Below are 21,679 nucleotides of genomic sequence, written 5' to 3'. Positions count from 1 at the left end.
ACTTAAAAATCATCAGTTTATGAAAACCAGACGCGTTGTTGTTACAGGCTTAGGCGCATTGACCCCTATAGGAAATGATGTAAAGGCATATTGGGAAGGACTCGTAAATGGAGTAAGCGGAGCTGCCCCTATTACGTATTTTGATGCCTCTAAATTCAAAACACGATTTGCTTGTGAGGTTAAGAACTTCAACGTTGAGGAATTTATAGACCGAAAAGAAGCCCGAAAAATGGATCGCTTCACCCAGTATGCTATGGTGACTGCCACTCAAGCTATGGAAGATGCTAACTTTGACCTTGAAAAGCTAGACGTTGACCGAGCAGGGGTAATCTGGGGGTCAGGTATTGGGGGATTACAAACCTTTCAAGATGAAGTAACTAATTTCAATAATGGAGATGGCACCCCTAAGTTTAATCCGTTTTTCATTCCTAAAATGATTGCCGATATTGCCAGTGGGCTTATTTCAATGAAATATGGGCTACGCGGACCTAACTTTACCACAGTTTCTGCTTGTGCTTCTTCAACTAACGCCATTATTGATGCTCTTAACTACATTCGATTGGGTCACGCCGATGTTATACTAACAGGAGGGTCTGAAGCCGCAGTTACTATCGCTGGTGTAGGTGGCTTTAATGCGCTACACGCACTTTCTACCAGAAATGATGACCCTAAAACAGCTTCAAGACCTATGGACAAAGATCGTGATGGCTTCGTACTTGGCGAAGGGGCTGGTGCTTTAGTTTTGGAAGAATACGAACACGCCAAAGCTCGAGGAGCCAAAATTTACTGTGAAATTGCAGGAGGGGGAATGTCTGCCGATGCACACCATATGACGGCACCTCATCCTGAAGGACTTGGAGCTAAAAATGTAATGCTCAACTGCTTAAGAGATGCAGGAGTACAACCCCACGAAGTAGATACTATTAACTTACACGGCACATCAACTCCACTAGGAGATGTAGCGGAATCAAAAGCCGTTTTAGATGTTTTCGGTCAGCACGCCTATAACATCAATCTGAACTCCACAAAATCAATGACAGGTCATTTGTTAGGAGCTGCAGGGGCTGTTGAGGCAATTGCTTCGGTACTGACTGTTACTCACGGAATTGTTCCGCCTACTATCAATCACTTCACTGACGATGATAACATTGATTCAAAACTCAATTTCACTTTTAACACCGCCCAAAAACGCGACGTTAGAGTTGCGATGAGTAATACTTTTGGATTCGGTGGACATAACGCTTGTGTATTGTTCAAAAAGCTGTAACTCCTAAAATGTGGAAGCTGAAAGAAATATTACCTTTTTCTCGTTTTAGAAACAAAAAGAAAGACAAATTCTTTCACGACAAATTAAAACTTTTGCTGGGCTTTGCTCCGAAAAATCTACAACTTTATAGTGAAGCTTTTACGCATCCGTCTTACCAATATTCGGGTAAAAAAAAGAGTTACGAACGTCTTGAGTTTTTAGGAGATGCTGTACTGGGCTGTATCATAGCTGATTATATCTTTTCGAATGCCCCAGAAGAAGACGAAGGTTATCTGACCAAAATGCGTTCAAAAATCGTGGAAAGACGGCACTTAAATCAAGTTGGCAACGAACTGAAACTTACCGATTTTTTACGTACTAATTTGTCTTTAGAACAGTTAGGAACTAATATCTCTGGAAATTTGTTTGAAGCGCTCATCGGAGCAATTTATTTAGACGGAGGTTATAAGCAATGCCATATATTTGTGAAACGCAAACTTATTGTTCCTTATATTAACTTAAAGAGTTTGGAAGGAAAAATTATTAGTTACAAAAGTTTACTTATTGAATGGTGTCAGAAAAACAAAAAATCTTTCTCCTTTAACACAACAGAGGATAATAATGACTGCTCAGGAACACGTTTTTTTATATCGAAATTAACGGTTGATAATTATGGTTGCTCTAAAGCGAGAGCTACATCAAAAAAGAAAGCTGAGGAACAAGCCGCTAAGCGTGTTTATTACAAAATAAAAGGTAGAAAACAACTTTAATACCCATCGGCTTTGAGGTTTGATAAATATTGATTTACAAACATTTCTTATCTTTCATAAATATTTTGCAATAAATTGTTAATCCCTCGTGTTTTTGCACAATAAATCATATCTTTGCCGAAAAATTAAATGATGGTTACTTATCGGTTATCAGAACCCTTTTTTGAAGAAAGTTTCGGGCTGATTGCCATATGTGCTCCATTGGAGGACTATCGTTTGGTTTATTTTTTAAATCAGTACCTAGAGGTATCTTTCTATAAAGATAATTCTGAAAATACAGAAGTGTACCAGCAAGGGTTTGCACACTATCTGTGGCGTAATCAGGATTCGGAAATCGTGTGGCGATGTATTGCTAACAAAATGGTAGTGGAAATTCCTTTGAAAAGGAATAGTTTGTTTAAAACGTCTGCTCAAACTCTTTTTTTGATGGAAGAATTAAAGCAAGTAGATTTCTTATTAAAAATAGAAAGTGATTATTGTAGTACAACTACAGCTGAACTTGTAAAAAGAATAGCTGCTATTCCCTTGGTTTCAGCAGCTTATGAGGTAAAAACAGAAATATTAAAATCGAAATATAAACTAATATTTTAAGTATGTTAAATACTAAAAAGACAAAAATCGTAGCCACACTCGGACCAGCTACCGATACCAAAGAAGTCATCAAAAATATGATTATAGCTGGTGTGAATGTTTTTCGTATCAATTTTTCACACGCTGATTACGAAGACGTTAAAAGACGTATCGGTTTCATTCGTCAAGTCAATGAAGAGTACGGATATAACACGGCTATTTTGGCTGACTTGCAAGGACCTAAGTTACGTGTAGGGGTTATGGAAGAAGATGTTCACGTATTTCCGGGAGATAAAATTACTTTTGTTACTGGTGAGCCCTTTGTGGGCAATCAGCATCGGGTTTATATGAATTATAAGGAATTCCCGATGGACGTACAACCAGGCGAACGTGTACTGCTTGATGACGGAAAGCTCATCTTCGAAATCGTAGCCACAAACCGAATCAATGAAGTAGAAGCCAGAGTAGTACAGGGAGGAGCGCTAAAATCTAAAAAAGGCGTAAATCTTCCTAATACTAATGTTTCTTTACCAGCCCTTACCGAAAAAGATATCCGTGATGCTGTATTTGCCATTTCTCAAGATGTGGATTGGATTGCCCTTTCTTTTGTACGTCACAGCAAGGATATTAAAGATTTACAGGAACTTATTGAGGAAAATGCGGGTTATAAAATACCTATTGTAGCCAAAATTGAAAAGCCTGAAGCCTTAGACAATATTGACAAGATTATGGCTCATTGTGACGGTATTATGGTGGCTCGAGGTGATTTAGGGGTTGAAATTCCAGCGGAAGAAGTGCCTCTAATCCAAAAGGAATTGGTCAGAAAAGCCAAATCGGCTCACATTCCAGTAATTATTGCTACTCAAATGATGGAAAGTATGATTACTAGCCTTACTCCTACTCGTGCCGAAGTCAACGACGTTGCCAACTCTGTAATGGATGGTGCTGATGCTGTAATGCTTTCGGGAGAAACTTCCGTAGGGGCTTATCCCGTACAAGTCATTGAGCAAATGAGTAATATCATCCGAAGTGTAGAGCATTCCACTTTAATAAAACTCCCTTTGGAATCACCTTTCATTCGTTCTAACCGATACGTAACCAATTCCATTTGTTACCACGCGGCTCAAATGGCAAACGAAATGAACGCTAAAGTCATTTCAACACTGACTAACAGCGGTTACACGGCTTTCCAAATCTCAGCATACCGACCCAAATCACATATTTTGGTATTTACTTCTAACAGACGTATTCTCACTCAACTGAGTCTGCTTTGGGGAGTTACCACTTTTTATTATGACCGATTTGTTTCCACCGATGAAACTATTGAAGATGTAAATCATATCGCGAACCAAAAAGGTTATGTAAATATGGGAGATATTATGGTAAGTTTAGCTGCTATGCCAATTCAAGGGAAAGGTATGGTAAATACGCTAAGAGTTACTGAAATTGACTCTTGTGCTATATAAATAGTGTCGATTTCGTTCAAAGAGTTATAAAATTTAGAAATAAAAAAATCCAGCAGTTTTTATCCGAACTGTTGGATTTTTCTTTTTTGGATATTTCCTCGATTCTGAAGTCTAAAAAATCCGATTTCTCCTACCGAAAAAGTATAGTTACATTTAACTTCTGTACACTCCAATCTGATATTTTTGATGTGATTTTTTAGTAAGTTTTGAAACAATAAAAAACAATACATCTATTTGATTATCATAAAGGCAAACATCGCGCTAATATAGGCAAGTGCTCCCATAAAAAACCATTGGAAGGCAGTCCATTTCCAGCTATTGGTTTCACGCCTAACCACGGCTAAGGTACTGAGGCACTGCATTGCAAATGCATAAAATAGCAATAAGGAAATCCCTGAAGCCAACGTATAAATTGGGGCTCCGTTAGGATGTTTTTCCTCTTTCATTCGTGCTAAAATGGTGTTTTTCCCTTCCTCTTCTTCAGTGTCCAAATCACTTCCTAAACTGTACACCGTAGCCAATGTACCCACAAAAACTTCACGAGCCGCAAAGGAAGAAAGTACCCCAATACTGATTTTCCAATCGTAACCTAAGGGTCTGAATATCGGCTCAATCCCTTTTCCTAAATTTCCTAAAAAGGAATGTTCAAGTTTGTAAGACTCTAAAAAATGCTGCGTTTGGTCTTCCGTCCAGTGGTTTTGAGTACTTAGTATTTGAGCTTGGCTTTCAGCAGCTCTGTATTTTTTACCCATTCCGTGAGAGCCTAGAAACCAAATAATTATAGATATCGCTAAAATGATTTTTCCTGCCCCTAACACAAAACTCTTGGTTTTTTCGAAAACAGTAATGGTAATATTGCGTAATTGAGGTGTTTTGTAATTGGGCATTTCAGCAATGAAAAAACTCTTATTTTTTCTGATTTTTAAGGTTTTATCTAAAATAAATGCTGACGTAAGAGCTGCTAAAAATCCTAGGAGATACAATCCAAACATTGTCAAAGCCTGATAACTTAACCCAAAGATATACCCCTGAGGAATCACTAAAGCTATGATAATTAAATATACTGGAAGCCTTGCTGAACAAGTCATAAAAGGAGTCACCAAAATAGTGATTAGGCGTTCTTTCCAACTTTCAATATTTCGTGCAACCATCACTGCAGGAATGGCACAAGCCACTCCCGAAATTAGTGGTACTACACTTTTTCCGCTCAGTCCAAAACGCCTCATCATATTATCCATCAAAAACACCACACGGCTCATATAGCCGGTCTCTTCCAAAATAGAAACAAATAAGAAAAGAATAGCAATTTGCGGAATGAAAATAGCTACTCCCCCAATACCTGGAATTACTCCTTGTGAAATCAATTCGTTAAAAACTCCCTTAGGAAGTGTGGTGGCTACCCATTCTGCAAAGCTCGAAAATTGTTGCTCAATCCACGCCATTGGCACACTACTCCACTCAAAAATCGCTTGAAAAATCAGCAACAATATCAGGATAAAAATCAGGTATCCAAAAATTTTGTGCATCAATATTTTATCCAACAAAGCACGTAAATTTTTAGCCTTTGAGGTATCAACAACATAAGTCTCTTTAAGAACAGTATTGATAAACTGATAGCGTAAAATCGTTTCACGTTGCTTCATCCGTTTTATTTCGCTATCGCTTTTTGTGTTTGCCCATCCGCTCAAATCAATTTCTTTGGAAGCCTCAACAATATCGACATTATGCGAAATAATTAGCCACAATTTGTAAGCATTTTCTTTAGGAAATTTTTGGGCGAGATTTTCAAAATAAGCAACGTCTAAATTATTGATGTTCAAGCAGGGGGTTCTGGTCAGCGTTTTGTAATTAGCAATAGCTTCTTTTAGTTCCTCAATACCTTGTTTGGTATGGGTACTGGTCAAAATTACACGTGTGTTGAGCCTTTCTTGCAAAACTTCTACATTGAGTGAAATTCCTTTTTTTGCCATTTGATCAGCCATATTCACCACCAAAATTGTCGGAATTTTCAAATCTTTTATCTGTGTAAAAATAAGCAGATTATGTTTGAGGTTTTCCACATCAGTAACGGCAACCACCACATCAGGAAAATACGGATTATTCCGATTAAGCAAAGAACCAACAGCAACTCTTTCATCTATGGAGTTTGCGTTAAGGCTATAGGTTCCTGGCAGGTCAATAATATCAGCATTACACGTGTGATTAAGTTTACATCTTCCTATTTTTTTCTCCACGGTAATCCCTGGGTAGTTTGCTACTTTTTGATTTAGCCCCGTTAGTACATTAAACAACGAACTCTTTCCTGTATTAGGATTGCCCACTAAAGCTACTTTGATTGTCTGCTTCATCTGTTGTCAATTTCAATTAATGCTGCCATTTCTTTACGTATGGAAAGATAAGTTCCATCAATATTTATGTATAGAGGGTCGTTGAAGGTAGCTTTTTGAATCATTTCGACTTCCGCTCCAGGGAAACACCCTAATTCAATAATTTTTAATGGAATACAATCAATATCAATATCTTTTATGATTGCTTTTTGTCCCTCTTCCAAATCGGAAATGTATTTTTTTGTAGAATGAGTCATTCTGTACCTTTAATTTAGACTGATTTGATGCAAAAATACAAGTTTTTTGCTTTCAATATGTTTTCCTTATATTTATTTTGTTTCTTGTTTAAGTATTTTAATGTCTTGAAGTAATTTTTTTATCTGTTGAGTATCGGTTCCGTCGTAAAATCCGCGTATACGCCGATTTTTATCTACCAATACAAAATTCTCAGTATGAATCATATCAAAAGGTCCGCCATCGCCATCTCCTTTAACCACCAAATATGATTTTCGAGCCATTTCGTAAATCTGTTTTTTATCGCCAGTGACCAAATTCCATTTTTGGTCATTTACTTTATTTTCAATAGCATACGCCTTAAGAATAGGAACAGAATCAATCTCGGGAGTAACTGTATGAGAAAGCAATAATACTTCATTTTCAGTTTTTAAGGCTTCTTGCAATTGAATCATATTTTTAGTCATTATAGGACAAATGGTAGGGCAAGTGGTAAAAAAGAAATCAGCAATGTATATTTTATTAGCATAGTGGTTTTGTGTAATGGTTTGTCCGTTTTGGTTCACGAACTCAAAATCAGCAATTGTATGGTACTTTTTAACGTGTTGTAGGGTGCTGTCCACCAACTCGTGATTTACCATGGCGGGCTGGTAAATAGGAAGTTTTTCTTGATGCTTTAAAGCATTATAAAAAAGTAACAAAATTGTCGCTGAGAGCAACAACATTCCAATGATGAAAACCTTATATTTGGAAAAAATATTTTTATTCATAAACTCAAAAATAAAACTCGAAACAAGAGCCAAAACTACAAAAATATAGTCATTTTACCGCTTAATCCTTCCATAAAAAAGCATTTTTAGTATATTTGCCTTATTCTGAACAATCATTATAAATGCGTATTATGAACATTAAAAATGCACAAATTGAAGTAGATAATTGGATAAAAAATCACGGTGTTCGCTATTTTAACGAGCTTACCAATATGGCGCAACTGACTGAAGAAGTAGGCGAAGTAGCCCGAATTATTGCCCGAAGATATGGGGAACAATCTGAAAAAGAGAGCGATAAAAATAAAGATTTGGGCGAAGAACTTGCCGATGTATTGTTCGTGGTACTTTGTTTAGCCAACCAAACTGGGGTAGATTTGCAAACGGCTTTCGACAAAAAAATGGACTTAAAAACCAAACGCGACCACGATCGTCATCACAATAACGAGAAATTAAAATAACTCCCTTTACGATGCAACTCCATCTTCCGCTTTCAAAACTCATTTCAGACATAACAATTACCCTTTCGGGTTCAAAATCCGAAACCAATCGCCTACTTTTGTTACAAGCCTGTTACCCTAACATTCAGATAAAAAATGGCTCGGATTCTGACGATTCCAAAGCGGTTATCGAAGCGTTAAACCAAAAATCGGGAATAATTGACGTGCATCACGCCGGTACAGCAATGCGTTTTTTAACGGCTTATTTCGCCTCGCAAAACCACGGAAAATCAGTGATTTTGATGGGTTCTACGCGAATGAAGGAACGCCCCATAGGTACTTTGGTTACAGCATTAAATCAATTGGGTGCTGATATTTGTTATCTGGAAAAGGAAGGTTTCCCGCCACTGCAAATCCACGGAAAAAAACTCCTAGGAAGTCAAGTGTGTGTTCCAGCAAACATTAGTAGCCAATTTATATCGGCTTTGCTTCTAATTGCCCCAAGCTTACCCCAAGGCTTATGCCTACAATTGGAAGGTAAAATTACCTCTACTCCTTACATAAAGATGACTTTAGCTTTACTGGAAAGCATTGGTGTACAGACAAGCTTTATCAATAATGAAATCAAAATTTCTCCCATCGAAAAAATACTTCCGCAGCAGATTATAGTGGAATCCGATTGGAGTTCGGCCTCATATTGGTTTTCCTTCGTAGCACTTTCAAAGGTTGGCACACGTCTGAATTTGAAAAATTTTAAAACTGACAGCTTACAAGGTGATGCTATTTTAACTGAAATTTATCAGGATTTTGGGGTAACGACTACTTTTGAAAAAGATAAGATTACCTTATATAAAGCAAAGCCACATAAAAAATCGTTTTTTAGTTATGATTTAGTAAATGCACCCGATATTGCACAAACCATAGCCGTTACTTGCTTCGGGCTTGAAATAGATTGTCAACTTTTGGGTTTACATACGCTGAAAATCAAAGAAACCGACCGATTAACAGCTCTAAAAAACGAACTATGCAAACTTGGTGCTCAAGTTACTACTTCGCAAGACAGTTTAAGCATTAAATGTAGTGATAGCATACAGGAAAATATCGCTATTGACACCTACAACGACCATCGTATGGCTATGGCTTTCGCTCCGCTAATGTTAAAAATGCCTATCGTTATCAATAATTATCAGGTAGTAAGCAAATCATACCCCGAATTTTGGAACGATATTCAAAGAGCGACATCAGTATCACTACCAAATACAGAATTTTGAATAAAACACTAAAAAACAACACTTTAATAAATAAAAAGACGTGATTTTTGTTTTTTATTACTTAGAGCAAACCTTTTAAAAGTGCTATTTGTTTAAAATTTAACCAATTAACTATGTTATTTTTATTATTAATTACTATATTTGCAACCTCAATGTATTAACAATTTAAAGAAATATAAAATGACAAAAGCAGAAATCGTATCAAAAATCTCAGAAAAATTGGGACTTGATAAGGCTGACGTACAAGCAACGGTAGAAAACTTTATGGAGGAAGTAAAAGCTTCTTTAGAAAGCGGTAACAACGTTTATTTGAGAGGTTTCGGAAGTTTCATCATCAAAACAAGAGCTGAAAAAACAGGAAGAAACATTTCTAAAAATACCACTTTAAAAATTCCTGCACACAACATTCCAGCTTTCAAACCTGCAAAAGTGTTTGTTGAAGGAGTAAAAGCAAAAGTAAAAGTTAAATAATTAATCCGATAAACGTAAATCTATGCCAAGCGGAAAAAAAAGAAAAAGACATAAGGTAGCTAATCACAAACGTAAAAAAAGAGCAAGAGCTAACCGTCATAAAAAGAAAAAGTAGTTTTATACTACTTTTTCTTGTTGAGAAACGTTCATTGAAACAAACAATTGCGAGTTATTCATTTAATAGTATGGAAAACTCGCAATTTGTTGCATTAAACTATGTTTAACGGAGTCTGTTTTAAGCAAACTCCCCAAAAAAATCCACAGAGTGAATAAAGAATTGGTTATACGTTCCGGTTCCTCTGATGTCGATTTTGCCTTATTGAAAGAAGGAAGACTCATTGAGTTACATAGGGAAGAGGACAACAATGATTTGGCTGTTGGAGACATTATGTTGGCAAAAATACGAAAACCCGTACAAGGGCTCAATGCCGCCTTTGTTGATGTTGGGTACGAAAAAGATGCCTTTCTCCACTACCACGACTTAGGCCCTCAGCTATCCACTTTATTGAAATTCGTGAAAAACGTAATTTCTGGAAAATTGAAAGATTTTTCACTGAAAGATTTTTCACTTGAACCCGACATCAATAAAGATGGTTCAGTAATGGAGGTGCTCAAAGCCAATCAGCCCATATTGGTTCAAATCGTTAAAGAGCCGATATCAACCAAGGGACCCAGAATCAGCTCGGAACTCTCCATAGCAGGAAGGTACTTGGTATTAGTGCCCTTTTCCGATAGAATTTCCATCTCTCAAAAAATTGAAAGTAAAGCCGAAAAAGAACGCTTAAAACGGCTCTTACAAAGTATAAAACCCAAGGGGTTTGGTGTTATTGTTCGCACCGTTGCAGAAGGCAAAAAAGTCGCAGAACTGGACAAAGACTTACAAGGATTATTCAACCGTTGGGTTTTGATGTGTAAGAAGATACATAAAGCGGTTTTCCCCTCAAAAGTATTAAGTGAAGTGAACCGAACAGGTGCTATTCTACGCGATTTATTCAATGATTCTTTTTCTGGAATTCACGTTGATGACCAAGCGCTTTACGAGCAAATTGTAAAATACGTGCGTGAAATCGCCCCTGATAAAGAAAAAATCGTCAAACACTATCGTTCTTCAATCCCTATTTTTGAACGATTTAACATAGAACGACAAATAAAAACAGCCTTTGGGCGTACCGTTTCTATGAGTAAAGGCGCGTATTTGGTTATTGAACACACTGAGGCACTTCACGTAATTGATGTCAATAGCGGAAATCACTCCAATAAGGCTAACAATCAAGAAAACACCGCATTGGCAGTAAACCTGATTGCAGCTACTGAAATAGCCAGACAATTACGCTTACGAGATATGGGTGGCATTATTGTGGTAGATTTCATTGATATGTCAGACACAGAGAACCGAAAAACGCTTTTCGATCACCTTAAGAAAGAAATGGCTGAAGACAGAGCCAAACACAAAATTTTGCCCCCAAGCAAATTTGGGCTTATTCAAATTACCCGACAAAGGGTACGCCCCGAATTAAACATCAAAACCTTGGAAGAAAACCCAAGTAAAGAAGGAGAGGTAGATGCTCCTATCGTTTTAGTTGATAAAATCAACTTAGAACTTGAAAACATTATTAAAGAGAACAGCTATAAAGGGCGCATAGTACTTAATGTTCATCCTTTTATTGGTGCATATTTAACCAAAGGACTGCCTTCCATTCGTTTGAAATGGTTTTTCGAATACAAACGTTGGATACAGGTGTTGCCCAGAGATGCTTACTCGTACCTCGAATATCGTTTTAAAACGAAGGAAGGTACCCCTCTTTAAATTCCTCCCGACTTTTGGGAAAATAAAAATACGATATAAAGCAGTACAAAAATTTTAATATTTGTACTGCTTTTTTTTATAAAATTAAATTCGCTACATTCAACTAACAGTAAGCCAAAAATAACATTGATTTTTTTAGATTTTGCTATTTTTGTCAACTCGTAATAAGCAGTATAAAATATGAAAAGCCTTTCTTTTTTTCAGAAAATCATTTTTATTATTAACCTTGGTTTTACTTTATTATTGCTTTTTTCGTACATTGTTCCTTACTTTTTCTCTCAAAAATTCCCAGAACTTTCATTATTTTCTCTGTTACTTCCTTTTTTACTACTAGTTAATATCGGTTTTTTTCTGTTTTGGACAGCACAGCGCAAAAAACAGGGCTTTTTATCTCTCTTGGCTATTATAGTAGGATATTCTCATTTAAGCAGATTAGTTCAGTTTTCTAAGCAAAAACCTCAAAATAAAGATGGTTTTTCGGTAATGTCATTCAATGTACGATTGTTCAATCATTATTTATGGCATCCGAACCCTAATTTAAGTCAGCAAATTCTTGATTTTATCAGTGAAAAACAGCCAGATATTTTACTAATTCAGGAGTTTTATGGCAATAAGAAGTACGAACCTTCATCTTCTATTTATCCTTATAAAAAAATCATTTATAAAGGACGAAAAGACAAAATCGGTCAAGCTTTTTTCAGCAAATTTCCAATTATATCCTCAGGTTCTTTAGATTTTCCTAATACGGCAAATAATGGCTCTTTTGCAGATGTTATAATCCAAAATGATACCATTCGGCTTTATAATTTGCATTTGGAATCATTACATCTCAACCCTGAGAAAAGTAAAATATTACACGAAAACTCAAAAGAACTGGTGAAGAATCTCGGCAAACGATTTGCCCTTCAGCACCAGCAAACCCAAATTTTTAAAAATCATTACCTACAATCACCCTACAAATCCATTGTTTGCGGAGATTTTAACAACACTGCTTTTTCAAACATCTACCGAGAAATTAAAGGTGACTTACTAAAAGATTCATTTGAAGAAGCAGGTTTCGGGATTGGTAAAACATTTCATTTCAAGTATTTCCCTTTTAGGATTGACTTTATTTTACCTCATAAAACTTTTTCGGTACACAAACACGAAACCTTTAATGATGGACTTTCTGACCATTTACCCGTAATGGCTGTACTTTCGCTGAATTAAGCAAATTTATAACGATTCACATCTACTTCTTTTTCAATGGCTACACCTTTGTATATGGAATCAGCTAAAAGTTTAGCTACATAAGGGGCTATCATAACACCACGAGTACCTAATCCGTTTAAAATGTATAAGTTATTATACTTTGGATGCTTTCCAATCAAAGGACGACGGTCTGCAACCGTTGGGCGTATCGCAGCCTCTTGATTTATAATTTCATAAGAACAATTGATAAGTTTTTCTAATTTTTGTATCAGTTCTTCTTTTGCTTTTTCGGTAGGATTTTCGGATAGATCTTCCCACTGGTAAGTCGCTCCAATCTTATAAAAATCATCTCCTATAGGAAAAATAAATCCGTCAGATTTTACAATTTCATTGATTTTCAGATTTTCAGCTTTAAAAGTAAGTAACTCTCCTTTACAAGGCTTCATCGGGACATTACCAAAAAAAGGATTTTTAACCACTCCAAATCCTTCACAAAATACAATATTTTGAGCTTTAATCCCTTGATAAGAAACTTCTTCATCTTCAATTTTTAATAGTTGATAATGAAACGTTTCCTCCAAAAGAATACCTTGATTACGCCATATTTCTTGAAGGAAATCTATCATTTCACGTATTTGAAGACGCCCTGTTTGACGTACTTTTCCAAAACCAAAAGGTGCTGGAACTGCCAAATTATACTGAGCAATAATATCAGTAGCAAGAAAAGTAGAAATCTCTGGTTTTTCTGCAGCTAAAAACCAATTATTTTGTTCTTCCACAGAAGCAAACTTACGCAGTATGGGCATAAATTCTATTATTTTATGTCCCAAAAAATCGGAAAGTTGACTATAAAAAGCATCCATTAAAGCAATTTGCTGATGTGCTTTCCAAGCCAAAGTAAATCTTTTGAGTATCATCGGATTGAATATGCCTCCAGCTATCATACTTGATTTCTGAGAATTATCTGTTATTACATAAAAGGTTTTATTTCTCTTTCGTAATTCTTCAGCAAAAGAAACCCCTGCCAAACCTGAACCTACAATGATAAAGTCGTACATATTTTTTGATTTTTCAAATAAAAAAACTGTTTCAAGAAGTTCTTGAAACAGTTTAAATGTATTGTTTAATTTTTTAATTCGCCCACATATCTTGCTCTCTATCACGAATCTTTTCTCGAATTCTGTCTGATTCTAACAACTGAAATAGTGAGTTATCGTGTATATAGTCCTTAATCGGACGATCCCCTTGAACGTTATCTTCCTTATAAATTACAGATGAAAACATACGCGAATTTAAAAGATGGTCAAACGAAAGCGGACGAGCTGAATTCTTGCGATTAAACGTCTTTGCTTCGTGTAAAATGTCTCTCACTGACGGATACCAAACCCAAAAGAGCTCTACTTGAGCATTTGAAACCTCCTCGCCTTGTGCCATATCCAAATCTCCTAACATAGAAACATCAGTAGCTACAGGGGCAATTCCCAATAAACGATATTTCAACTCACCTTGACGCTTATCAAAATACCAAAGTCCTCTGATACGATATTGCAAAATATCTTCAGGAGAAATTTCACGCTTAGTAATATACTCTTCGGTAATTTGCTCTCCTGCATTGAGTAATTCATATCCTGCATCTAACGTATCGACGCTCATCAAACTATGCTTGATTTCATCATACGTTTTCTTTTTAGTAAAATACGAATCAGCGTAAACCTCAGTGATTTTGCCAGATTTGATGTTTTCAATAAGCACATTGTAAAGCGACTTTCGGTAATCGCTCATATCCTCAGGATGAATTGGATACAATAGAGGAAAGTTAACTCTCTCATTCAAATCAATAACTTCCCAAACTTCTGTTTGCCAAAGAACATCCCTTTCATCAACATAACCATAAGGGAGGGGTCGGTCGTTATCGGCATCTATTTTTGCTTGGCTTTTCTCTTGTATTTCAGAAGGTAGCTTTGCATTCAACAAGTTCACCTGAGCTGTTGAAATTCCAGAAAAAGCAAAAAGAGCAACGCAAATTCCTATATTTTTCCAATTAAACATTTTATTCCTTTTTAATTATTAGTTTGTTATTTCAATAGATATCGGAGCCAATTTCTTCATATATCCTTCAAAACCAGGTGCTGACGCTGAAATATCTAATATTTGTACTATATCTCCACGCTTAGCTCTATTTAAAGCTGATTTTGCCTGATCATTGAGTTTATTACCGTGAACCACAATACTAGGCTGTCCTGGTATAAAAATTCGGAATTGTTTAACCACAGGCTTAATGTCGAAATCAAAATCTTCAAAAGTAGCATTTACAGTAGCTACAGCAAGGTTAGCTTTAGGTAATTTTACCGAACCAGCCTCACCCGCTATGGTTGCCACAGCACGAGGAATATCCTTTATACGGAATGTTTTTGATGATGAGAAACGCTGACCATCAATCTCTCCTGATACGTTAATAGTAACCTCACGCCCTTGACCAGGTTTCATTGTATAGCTGCTTCCTGATTTTTTGCTAAGTCCTGGAGCAGAAGCTGACATTTTATTATCAGGCACCCCTGGCATTGAAATGGTCATTGGGTTATTAACTCCACGATAAACCACATTCATCTTATCAGCAGAAATTACCGCAGCGTTAGGTTTAGGAATTGTTGAAAATACTTGACTTACAGGCACTGCTATACGTTTTCCATCTTGGTCAAAGTATAAATTACCCGTAATTTTATGTTCTCCAGCATTTCCTGCGCCCACTTTAAGTTTTACCTTACCATCTTCTATTTGAAACTCAGAAGCTGATAATTTTCTACCATCAAGCATCAATTCCACTTCGTTAGGACGTGTAGAGGCATCTTTACGACCTAATACAATGGCTCCGTCAAAAGATTCCCCTTGGTAGTAAGCCCCTTTCGATTGCTCAAGAAGTGTGGTATAATTTGTCATCGAAATTTGAGACTTCAACTGTCCTTTTAGCATTTCGGCATAAACCTCTTGCTCAGTAGCACGGATATCGGACTGCATCATTGACAATTTAGCTACAGAAGCAATATAAGGAAAACCTTCAAAGTTGTAATTAAGCCACTTACGGGTTACTCCTTCTCTATCTACTACATCGTTAGTATTAAAATTACCATCAATTTTACCTACCAATTCGCCGTAAGTACCTTCTTTTCCGCCTAGTAATTCTACTAATTGAGCTTTGTAGTCGTTTATTTGACGAACAAATTCCTCTCCTTCAGGTTTGTAATTATCTCCGACAAAGAATTTTTGGTCAAGATAATCCGATTTATCCATTACCTGATAGTCTTTTTTATCTTCACCAACTTGGTTCATTATTTCTCCTTTAATTCCTTCAATATAATTGTAGAAACTATCAGAAAGTTCTTTGACTTTTTTCGATTTTTGGAAAGCTTCAGCAAACTGATCAGGATTTTCAGCATTGTTTTGCTCCAACGCCTGAATTGCATTAATATTAGCATTATTTGCTTTCTCGTTAGACGCTTCCAATTTTTCATTCATCAAACCAAATGCACTAAGCACTTCTTTCCCCATATTCAAGGCGAGCATAGAGATGAAAACCAAATACATCAGGTTAATCATTTTCTGCCTTGGGCTATTTCCTCCTGCCATAATTATTCTTTAAAATTAAAACAAGTTAAATTATTTACCCATCGCAGATAACATTCCGCCATAAACCGAATTCAACGACTTCAAATTATCTTTAAAAGACATCATTTGCTCATTAAGTGAGTTCAAGTTATCAACAACCCCTGCTTGAGCAGACACTTGGTTTTCAGTTCTTTCTAATTGCAATTTGTACAAACTATTCAACGACTCCAAGTGAGCAGCTGCCATAGATAGTTCTTCACCATATTTATGGGTTGAAACCATCGCATCAGTAACAGGAGCGATTTCTTTTGCAGCTCCAGCAAAATTCTGGATAGAAGCACTCAAACTATGCATTAAGTTAGCATCTATTTGAGCCTCTGCAAGCAAATTATCTAATTTCTCTGACAACGACTCTTTTATAGCCTTGTCTTCCTCAGAAATTTGAGAAACAACACCTCTACCTACCAATTGATTTTGACGAGCTTCTCCTCCAACTAATTCAGGATATACCAATGACCAGTCGTACCCCTCCTCTACAGGTTCAAAAGCCGAAATAAAGAAGATAATTGCTTCAGTAATCAGACCGAAGGCTAATAAGAATCCTCCACCAAGTTTAAAGCCACCAAAATCAATCTCCCAATGCAGGATTTTGAAAAGTGCTCCTAAGATAACGATAGAGGCTCCTATACCATAAGCCATTTGAAAAATTTTCTTTGTTGTTTTGTTTGATTGTGCCATAGTATTCTAAATTTTATTAAGTTGCTTTATTTGTAAAATTATTCTGTTGTCAATATTTTTTGTGTTTTTTATCTGAAGCCTCTTGCTCCTTTAACTTTCTGAGTAGCATCAGTTCCCATATAGTCTTGTACTGTTCTAAAGCCGATGTAACTTCTGGCTGAATCTTGATATTCAAAATCACGGGTATGCACCTGAAGCATATACATTGGGTCTTTCCAAGATCCTCCACGAACTACTTTACGTTGATTTTTTTCATCATTTACGTTGGGATTCATCGTTGACATATACTCATAAGCGTTAGGATCGTAAGTCGTGTTAGTCCATTCAGCTACGTTCCCCGCCATATTATACAGATTATAACCATTAGGTTCGTAAGATTTAGCCTCCACAGTATATAAGGCATTATCTGCTGCATAATCTCCTCGTAAAGGCTTAAAATTTGCTAGGAAACAAGCTCTGTCATCAGTGGTATAAGGTCCACCCCAAGGGTAAGTACCGTTTTCAAGTCCTCCTCGAGCGGCAAACTCCCACTCTGCTTCAATAGGCAAACGAAAAGCGTTTACCACATCATCATTCTTAGATTTCAAATAAGCATTTTTATTTATGGTTCTCCACTCACAAAATGCTCTTGCTTGACCCCAAGTAACCCCCACAACAGGATATTCGCTATACGCTTCGTGCCAAAAGTAATCATTATGCATCGGTTCGTTATAAGAGTACTCAAAATCACGAATCCATACTGTAGTATCTGGATATATCTTCACGAGTTCCTCTCGGATATAGTCTTTTCTAGCGCCACGTTTACGTGCCGCTTTTTCCATATCCATAACCTGATATCTGAAAACCAATTGCTCTACATCAAGAGGTCTTTTTCCGTTGTAAGCCTCATCCATAGGGATATACATTTTATCCATAACCTCAGCATAGTTCTCATCAGGATATTTATTTTTATCCCAAATGATTTGTGCCTTAGGATTTAATTTTCGCCCCTTTTCGCCATCTACGCTATAATAGTTATCGTACATATATTTGTCGTAAACGCTCATATTTTCGGAGTTAGAATCTAAAAAAGCGAATTCTCCAATACCTCCACTTCCAGGACCTTGACCCATATCCTCTGCCATTAAAGCCAACTTGGTTTTGATAATGGAATCTCTCACCCAATAGACAAACTGACGATACTCACTATTAGTAATTTCCGTTTCATCCATATAAAATGAACGCACAGTAACTGTTTTATTTTGAGCGTTTGAGCTACCGGATTTATCATCATCAGCATTTCCCATTACAAAAGCCCCCCCAGGAATAAGTGTCATTCCATAAGGCTTAGGTTGCTTCCACTTTTTACCCTTAACTCCAACAAGCTCTCCTTTATTGCTTCCCTTACCACAAGCAGCAAGTATTGCAATCATTACCATAAACAGAGATATCTTCCTAATCATAAACCTAAATGTTATAAGTTCCCTTTTTTCTATTTTAGGGCACAAACGTACTTATTTGTTTTGAATTTTACAATGATTTAGGTGTGTAAATTGCGCGATAAGGCTAAAGTTTAACAAAAAGTTTTGTATTGATTAACAGCTCAGCTTATAATCATTAATGTTTTTTAACATCGGAGTTTCATTGAGTTACCCTTATTTGAACCGCTTTTTTTGAGCTAATATAGAATATGTGTAAATTTTACACATATATTACTTTCAACAGTAAAATGAAAATAAAAAAAATTGATACCTTTATTTTGTCAAAAAAGTTTGATATTTGCATCTGGTAAATGAAAATAAATGTAATTATTGGTAATTTTATATTGAATCAGTATGCATATTAGTATCAATCAAGTAATTAAAGACTCTCCAATAGGTCAAAAAATAACTCTAAAAGGTTGGGTTCGCACTTTCCGAAGCAATCGTTTCATTGCTTTGAACGACGGCTCGACTATTGAAAATGTACAAGTAGTTGTAGATTTCGAAAACACCCCTGAAGAACTGCTAAAACGCATCACTACAGGAGCAGCCATTGAGGTAAAAGGCTCGGTTGTGGAAAGTCAAGGAAAAGGGCAATCTATTGAAATACAGGCAACAGAAATTCATATTTTAGGAGATTCCAATCCAGAGGAATATCCTATTCAGCCTAAAAAGCATTCTTTTGAATTTTTACGCGAGAATGCACATTTAAGGGTTCGTACCAATGTTTTTGGAGCCATTATGCGGGTTCGTTCGGTGTTGGCATTTGCCATTCACGATTATTTCCAGCAAAATGGATTTTTCTACGTAAATACGCCTATCATTACGGGAAGTGATGCCGAAGGTGCGGGAGAAATGTTCCGTGTTACGACATTAGACGCTAAAAATCCGCCACTTACCGAAGAAGGCAAAGTCGATTTCAAAAAAGATTTCTTCGGAAGAGAAACCAATTTAACCGTTTCAGGACAGCTTGAAGGAGAAACTTTTGCGATGGCTTTGGGCAAAATTTACACGTTCGGACCTACTTTCCGTGCCGAAAATTCAAACACATCACGTCACTTGGCGGAATTCTGGATGATTGAACCTGAAGTGGCTTTCCTCGACCTTGATGGCAATATGGATTTGGCTGAGGATTTCATTAAATATGTGTTGAAATACACTCTTGAGCGTTGCCGTGAAGATATTGAGTTTCTCAACAAACGTTTCTTGGAGGAAGAAAAAACAAAACCGCAAAACGAACGTAGCTCAATGTCACTTATTGAAAAGTTGGAGTTCGTAATCAATAATGATTTCAAACGAGTAAGCTACACCGAAGCAATTGATATTCTGAAGAATTCAAATCATAATAAGAAGAAAAAATTTCAATACATTATTGATGAATGGGGTGCCGATTTGCAAAGTGAACACGAGCGTTACTTGGTAGAAAAACATTTCCAAAGCCCTGTTATCTTGTTTGATTATCCAGCAAAAATCAAAGCGTTTTATATGCGACTCAACGAAGACGGAAAAACAGTTCGTGCAATGGATATACTATTCCCTGGTATTGGCGAAATTGTAGGTGGTTCACAACGTGAAGAGCGGTACGATGTTTTGATTGAAAAAATCAAAGCTATGGGTATTGACGAGCAAGAATTATGGTGGTATTTGGATTTGCGAAAGTTCGGTACGGCAGTGCATAGCGGTTTCGGACTTGGTTTTGAACGCCTTGTGCTATTTGCAACAGGAATGACCAATATTCGTGATGTGATTCCTTTCCCAAGAACACCACAAAACGCTGAATTTTAATATTACCACATCCATAAAAAATAGGCTCAATTTCTAAGGAAATTGAGCCTATTTTTTATCGTTCAAATTCTTCACTTCCACAAAAACCACCCGAAAACCAACGAAGATTTGCCCCAATGCATTGCGATTATCTCTTCTGGCTATGCGTATATTCATTTTTTGCTGATTGTAATGCCCTCCACGTGTAACTTTATCCTCTGGATACGAGTGGTTGCTTGGTGTCTTGCTCATTATTGCCATAAAAAACGCACTGAAAACAGAAGGTTTTTCTTTTTTCTCTTCTGTATTCCCGAGCTTATAGTCATACGACGTGAAATCATCTTCGCACCACTCTGAAACATTGCCATTCATATCATAAATACCGAGTTCATTAGGTTTTTTCTTACCAACTGGCTGAAGATAATCTGTATTTTGCCGATGCCAAGCTACTTCATCAAGCGTATTACTCCCCGCATAAGTGTACTTTTGAGTTTTATTTCCTCCATGAGCTGCATATTCCCATTGTTCTTCCGTAGGTAATTTGCCTCCAACCCATTGAGCGTACGCATTTGCTCCGTACCACGATACCAATACCACAGGATGCTGTTCATATCCCTTTTTGGCGATGTACTTGCCGTTTACTTTTTCAATCTGGCTCCAACCTTCTTTTAGTTCTATGTAAGGAATGTCGCCATTCATCTGATTGCCTTTTGCATTTAGGAATTCGGCATATTGTGCATTAGTGATTTCGTATTTACTTATCTTAAAAGTTTGTAAAAATACCTTATGTTGCGGATGCTCAATGGTTTCTCCTTCCGATTTTTGACTTCCCATCAGAAAAAAACCTCCTTCTACCAAGATTTTATCCTTTTCTGGGTAAGTTCCTTTTATTTGTGCTTTTGTCATTGTCGCAAATGAAACAAGAAAAATAAAAAATATTTTGTGATGCATAAATTATTATCGGTTTTTTACAGAAAATAATTACTTCTTTATAAAAAAGTAGAAAGGACAAGTTAGTTCTTGTCCTTTAATTATTTTTCCAAAATTAGTTCTATTTTTGAAAATAGTTCCCTGACACATTCTTCTATGGTTTTATGCGAAGTATCAATCTGTATTCTATTTTCAGTCCAATTTTCGTAATGATATTCTGATATAGCTTCCCAATTGGGTAATTTCAAATTTTCTATTTCAGATATTCGATTAAAAACTCGCCTATGGTGTTCCTCTTTATCTGAACACACAATTTCAATGTTAATTAGAAAAGAATTTGTGTTATGAGCTATATTTTTCCATTCATCACGAGTTAAGGTGATTGGGTTGCAACAATCAGCAACTACATTCATTCCCAATAGTAAATTGTCTTTGGCGATTCGATATGCCATTCGATATCCTTCTCCTTCTACATTAACATTACACAAGTCACGAAGCCCTTGCTCAATGGTATCTATACGAAGATACACTGCAATAAATTTTGATACTATCCATTTGGAGAGTGTTGATTTTCCAGAAGCAGGAAGTCCTGAAAAGACAAATAAAATAGGACGCATAACTCAC

The 21,679-nt window shown here is 36.4% G+C and carries 20 protein-coding genes; 10 read left to right on the top strand and 10 right to left on the bottom strand.

Annotated features, from left to right (window positions below):
- Positions 1–19: 19 nt before the first annotated feature.
- From fabF to pyk, 4 genes are all read left to right on the top strand, one after another.
- Complete coding sequence (fabF, locus tag CGC47_RS08370) at positions 20–1,267, top strand: beta-ketoacyl-ACP synthase II (RefSeq protein WP_042000757.1); 1,248 nt, start codon at positions 20–22, stop codon at positions 1,265–1,267.
- 8 nt (positions 1,268–1,275) lie between these two features.
- On the top strand, positions 1,276–2,016 hold the full coding sequence (rnc, locus tag CGC47_RS08365; RefSeq protein ID WP_013996392.1) for a ribonuclease III: 741 nt from the start codon (positions 1,276–1,278) through the stop codon (positions 2,014–2,016).
- A 129-nt stretch (positions 2,017–2,145) separates the two neighbouring features.
- Positions 2,146–2,607 carry an IPExxxVDY family protein gene (locus CGC47_RS08360; protein ID WP_013996391.1) on the top strand — a complete coding sequence of 154 codons (462 nt, stop codon included), beginning with the start codon at positions 2,146–2,148 and terminating at the stop codon, positions 2,605–2,607.
- 2 nt (positions 2,608–2,609) lie between these two features.
- Entirely contained in the window at positions 2,610–4,052 is a 1,443-nt protein-coding gene (gene pyk / locus CGC47_RS08355; protein WP_013996390.1) for a pyruvate kinase, read from the top strand.
- Positions 4,053–4,282: 230 nt separating this feature from the next.
- Here the strand turns inward: pyk and feoB are convergent, their stop codons facing one another.
- From feoB to CGC47_RS08340, 3 genes are all read right to left on the bottom strand, one after another.
- The gene (gene feoB / locus CGC47_RS08350; protein ID WP_095900229.1) at positions 4,283–6,400 is read right to left on the bottom strand and encodes a ferrous iron transport protein B; all 2,118 of its coding nucleotides are present in this window, start codon (positions 6,398–6,400) and stop codon (positions 4,283–4,285) included.
- Positions 6,397–6,636 carry a FeoA family protein gene (locus CGC47_RS08345; RefSeq protein ID WP_041988034.1) on the bottom strand — a complete coding sequence of 80 codons (240 nt, stop codon included), beginning with the start codon at positions 6,634–6,636 and terminating at the stop codon, positions 6,397–6,399. The genes feoB and CGC47_RS08345 overlap by 4 nt, the downstream gene beginning before the upstream one ends.
- A gap of 72 nt (positions 6,637–6,708) precedes the next feature.
- Entirely contained in the window at positions 6,709–7,383 is a 675-nt protein-coding gene (locus CGC47_RS08340; protein ID WP_042000722.1) for an SCO family protein, read from the bottom strand.
- Between the two features lie 131 nt (positions 7,384–7,514).
- Between CGC47_RS08340 and CGC47_RS08335 the strand changes: the two genes are divergently transcribed.
- The 5 genes from CGC47_RS08335 to CGC47_RS08315 all read left to right on the top strand — a co-directional run bounded on the left by CGC47_RS08335 (position 7,515) and on the right by CGC47_RS08315 (position 12,578).
- Positions 7,515–7,841 (top strand): nucleotide pyrophosphohydrolase, encoded by a 327-nt coding sequence (locus CGC47_RS08335; protein WP_013996385.1) that lies wholly within the window; start codon positions 7,515–7,517, stop codon positions 7,839–7,841.
- A gap of 11 nt (positions 7,842–7,852) precedes the next feature.
- Complete coding sequence (locus CGC47_RS08330) at positions 7,853–9,091, top strand: 3-phosphoshikimate 1-carboxyvinyltransferase (protein ID WP_095900228.1); 1,239 nt, start codon at positions 7,853–7,855, stop codon at positions 9,089–9,091.
- Positions 9,092–9,271: 180 nt separating this feature from the next.
- Positions 9,272–9,562: an HU family DNA-binding protein gene (locus CGC47_RS08325; RefSeq protein ID WP_042000719.1), complete on the top strand. Its 291-nt coding sequence runs from the start codon at positions 9,272–9,274 to the stop codon at positions 9,560–9,562.
- 265 nt (positions 9,563–9,827) lie between these two features.
- Positions 9,828–11,369 carry an Rne/Rng family ribonuclease gene (locus CGC47_RS08320; RefSeq protein ID WP_041913748.1) on the top strand — a complete coding sequence of 514 codons (1,542 nt, stop codon included), beginning with the start codon at positions 9,828–9,830 and terminating at the stop codon, positions 11,367–11,369.
- 180 nt (positions 11,370–11,549) lie between these two features.
- Positions 11,550–12,578 (top strand): endonuclease/exonuclease/phosphatase family protein, encoded by a 1,029-nt coding sequence (locus tag CGC47_RS08315; protein WP_095900227.1) that lies wholly within the window; start codon positions 11,550–11,552, stop codon positions 12,576–12,578.
- Here the strand turns inward: CGC47_RS08315 and CGC47_RS08310 are convergent.
- The 5 genes from CGC47_RS08310 to porK all read right to left on the bottom strand — a co-directional run bounded on the left by CGC47_RS08310 (position 12,575) and on the right by porK (position 18,343).
- The gene (locus tag CGC47_RS08310) at positions 12,575–13,618 is read right to left on the bottom strand and encodes an NAD(P)/FAD-dependent oxidoreductase (protein WP_042000716.1); all 1,044 of its coding nucleotides are present in this window, start codon (positions 13,616–13,618) and stop codon (positions 12,575–12,577) included. The genes CGC47_RS08315 and CGC47_RS08310 overlap by 4 nt on opposite strands.
- A gap of 73 nt (positions 13,619–13,691) precedes the next feature.
- Positions 13,692–14,609, bottom strand: coding sequence for a type IX secretion system ring subunit PorN/GldN (gene porN, locus CGC47_RS08305; protein ID WP_041987679.1), 918 nt, complete (start codon positions 14,607–14,609; stop codon positions 13,692–13,694).
- A gap of 18 nt (positions 14,610–14,627) precedes the next feature.
- Positions 14,628–16,184 carry a type IX secretion system motor protein PorM/GldM gene (porM, locus tag CGC47_RS08300; RefSeq protein WP_095900226.1) on the bottom strand — a complete coding sequence of 519 codons (1,557 nt, stop codon included), beginning with the start codon at positions 16,182–16,184 and terminating at the stop codon, positions 14,628–14,630.
- A gap of 30 nt (positions 16,185–16,214) precedes the next feature.
- Positions 16,215–16,901, bottom strand: coding sequence for a type IX secretion system motor protein PorL/GldL (gene porL, locus CGC47_RS08295; RefSeq protein WP_042000713.1), 687 nt, complete (start codon positions 16,899–16,901; stop codon positions 16,215–16,217).
- A 68-nt stretch (positions 16,902–16,969) separates the two neighbouring features.
- Positions 16,970–18,343, bottom strand: a complete 1,374-nt coding sequence (porK, locus tag CGC47_RS08290) for a T9SS ring complex lipoprotein PorK/GldK (RefSeq protein WP_041913467.1) — start codon at positions 18,341–18,343, stop codon at positions 16,970–16,972.
- A 372-nt stretch (positions 18,344–18,715) separates the two neighbouring features.
- Between porK and asnS the strand changes: the two genes are divergently transcribed.
- Entirely contained in the window at positions 18,716–20,146 is a 1,431-nt protein-coding gene (gene asnS / locus CGC47_RS08285) for an asparagine--tRNA ligase (RefSeq protein WP_042000710.1), read from the top strand.
- A 48-nt stretch (positions 20,147–20,194) separates the two neighbouring features.
- Here the strand turns inward: asnS and CGC47_RS08280 are convergent, their stop codons facing one another.
- Positions 20,195–21,031, bottom strand: coding sequence for a formylglycine-generating enzyme family protein (locus tag CGC47_RS08280; protein ID WP_042000707.1), 837 nt, complete (start codon positions 21,029–21,031; stop codon positions 20,195–20,197).
- Between the two features lie 125 nt (positions 21,032–21,156).
- Complete coding sequence (locus CGC47_RS08275; RefSeq protein ID WP_041990812.1) at positions 21,157–21,672, bottom strand: AAA family ATPase; 516 nt, start codon at positions 21,670–21,672, stop codon at positions 21,157–21,159.
- Positions 21,673–21,679 lie beyond the last annotated feature (7 nt).

Origin of the sequence: Capnocytophaga canimorsus (assembly GCF_002302565.1) — a bacterium.
In the GTDB taxonomy this organism is placed as follows: Bacteria; Bacteroidota; Bacteroidia; order Flavobacteriales; family Flavobacteriaceae; genus Capnocytophaga; species Capnocytophaga canimorsus.
This window is presented reverse-complemented; position numbering and strand designations above follow the sequence as displayed.

Excerpts from the sequence above, each read along its gene's own strand:
- feoB (WP_095900229.1), bottom strand. The coding sequence starts at position 6,400 with ATGAAGCAGACAATCAAAGTAGCTTTAGTGGGCAATCCTAATACAGGA.
- pyk (WP_013996390.1), top strand. The coding sequence starts at position 2,610 with ATGTTAAATACTAAAAAGACAAAAATCGTAGCCACACTCGGACCAGCT.
- CGC47_RS08360 (WP_013996391.1), top strand. The coding sequence starts at position 2,146 with ATGATGGTTACTTATCGGTTATCAGAACCCTTTTTTGAAGAAAGTTTC.
- asnS (WP_042000710.1), top strand. The coding sequence starts at position 18,716 with ATGCATATTAGTATCAATCAAGTAATTAAAGACTCTCCAATAGGTCAA.
- CGC47_RS08335 (WP_013996385.1), top strand. The coding sequence starts at position 7,515 with ATGAACATTAAAAATGCACAAATTGAAGTAGATAATTGGATAAAAAAT.
- CGC47_RS08340 (WP_042000722.1), bottom strand. The coding sequence starts at position 7,383 with ATGAATAAAAATATTTTTTCCAAATATAAGGTTTTCATCATTGGAATG.
- rnc (WP_013996392.1), top strand. The coding sequence starts at position 1,276 with ATGTGGAAGCTGAAAGAAATATTACCTTTTTCTCGTTTTAGAAACAAA.
- fabF (WP_042000757.1), top strand. The coding sequence starts at position 20 with ATGAAAACCAGACGCGTTGTTGTTACAGGCTTAGGCGCATTGACCCCT.
- porN (WP_041987679.1), bottom strand. The coding sequence starts at position 14,609 with ATGTTTAATTGGAAAAATATAGGAATTTGCGTTGCTCTTTTTGCTTTT.
- CGC47_RS08310 (WP_042000716.1), bottom strand. The coding sequence starts at position 13,618 with ATGTACGACTTTATCATTGTAGGTTCAGGTTTGGCAGGGGTTTCTTTT.
- CGC47_RS08275 (WP_041990812.1), bottom strand. The coding sequence starts at position 21,672 with ATGCGTCCTATTTTATTTGTCTTTTCAGGACTTCCTGCTTCTGGAAAA.
- CGC47_RS08325 (WP_042000719.1), top strand. The coding sequence starts at position 9,272 with ATGACAAAAGCAGAAATCGTATCAAAAATCTCAGAAAAATTGGGACTT.
- CGC47_RS08315 (WP_095900227.1), top strand. The coding sequence starts at position 11,550 with ATGAAAAGCCTTTCTTTTTTTCAGAAAATCATTTTTATTATTAACCTT.
- CGC47_RS08280 (WP_042000707.1), bottom strand. The coding sequence starts at position 21,031 with ATGACAAAAGCACAAATAAAAGGAACTTACCCAGAAAAGGATAAAATC.
- porK (WP_041913467.1), bottom strand. The coding sequence starts at position 18,343 with ATGATTAGGAAGATATCTCTGTTTATGGTAATGATTGCAATACTTGCT.
- CGC47_RS08345 (WP_041988034.1), bottom strand. The coding sequence starts at position 6,636 with ATGACTCATTCTACAAAAAAATACATTTCCGATTTGGAAGAGGGACAA.
- CGC47_RS08330 (WP_095900228.1), top strand. The coding sequence starts at position 7,853 with ATGCAACTCCATCTTCCGCTTTCAAAACTCATTTCAGACATAACAATT.
- porL (WP_042000713.1), bottom strand. The coding sequence starts at position 16,901 with ATGGCACAATCAAACAAAACAACAAAGAAAATTTTTCAAATGGCTTAT.
- porM (WP_095900226.1), bottom strand. The coding sequence starts at position 16,184 with ATGGCAGGAGGAAATAGCCCAAGGCAGAAAATGATTAACCTGATGTAT.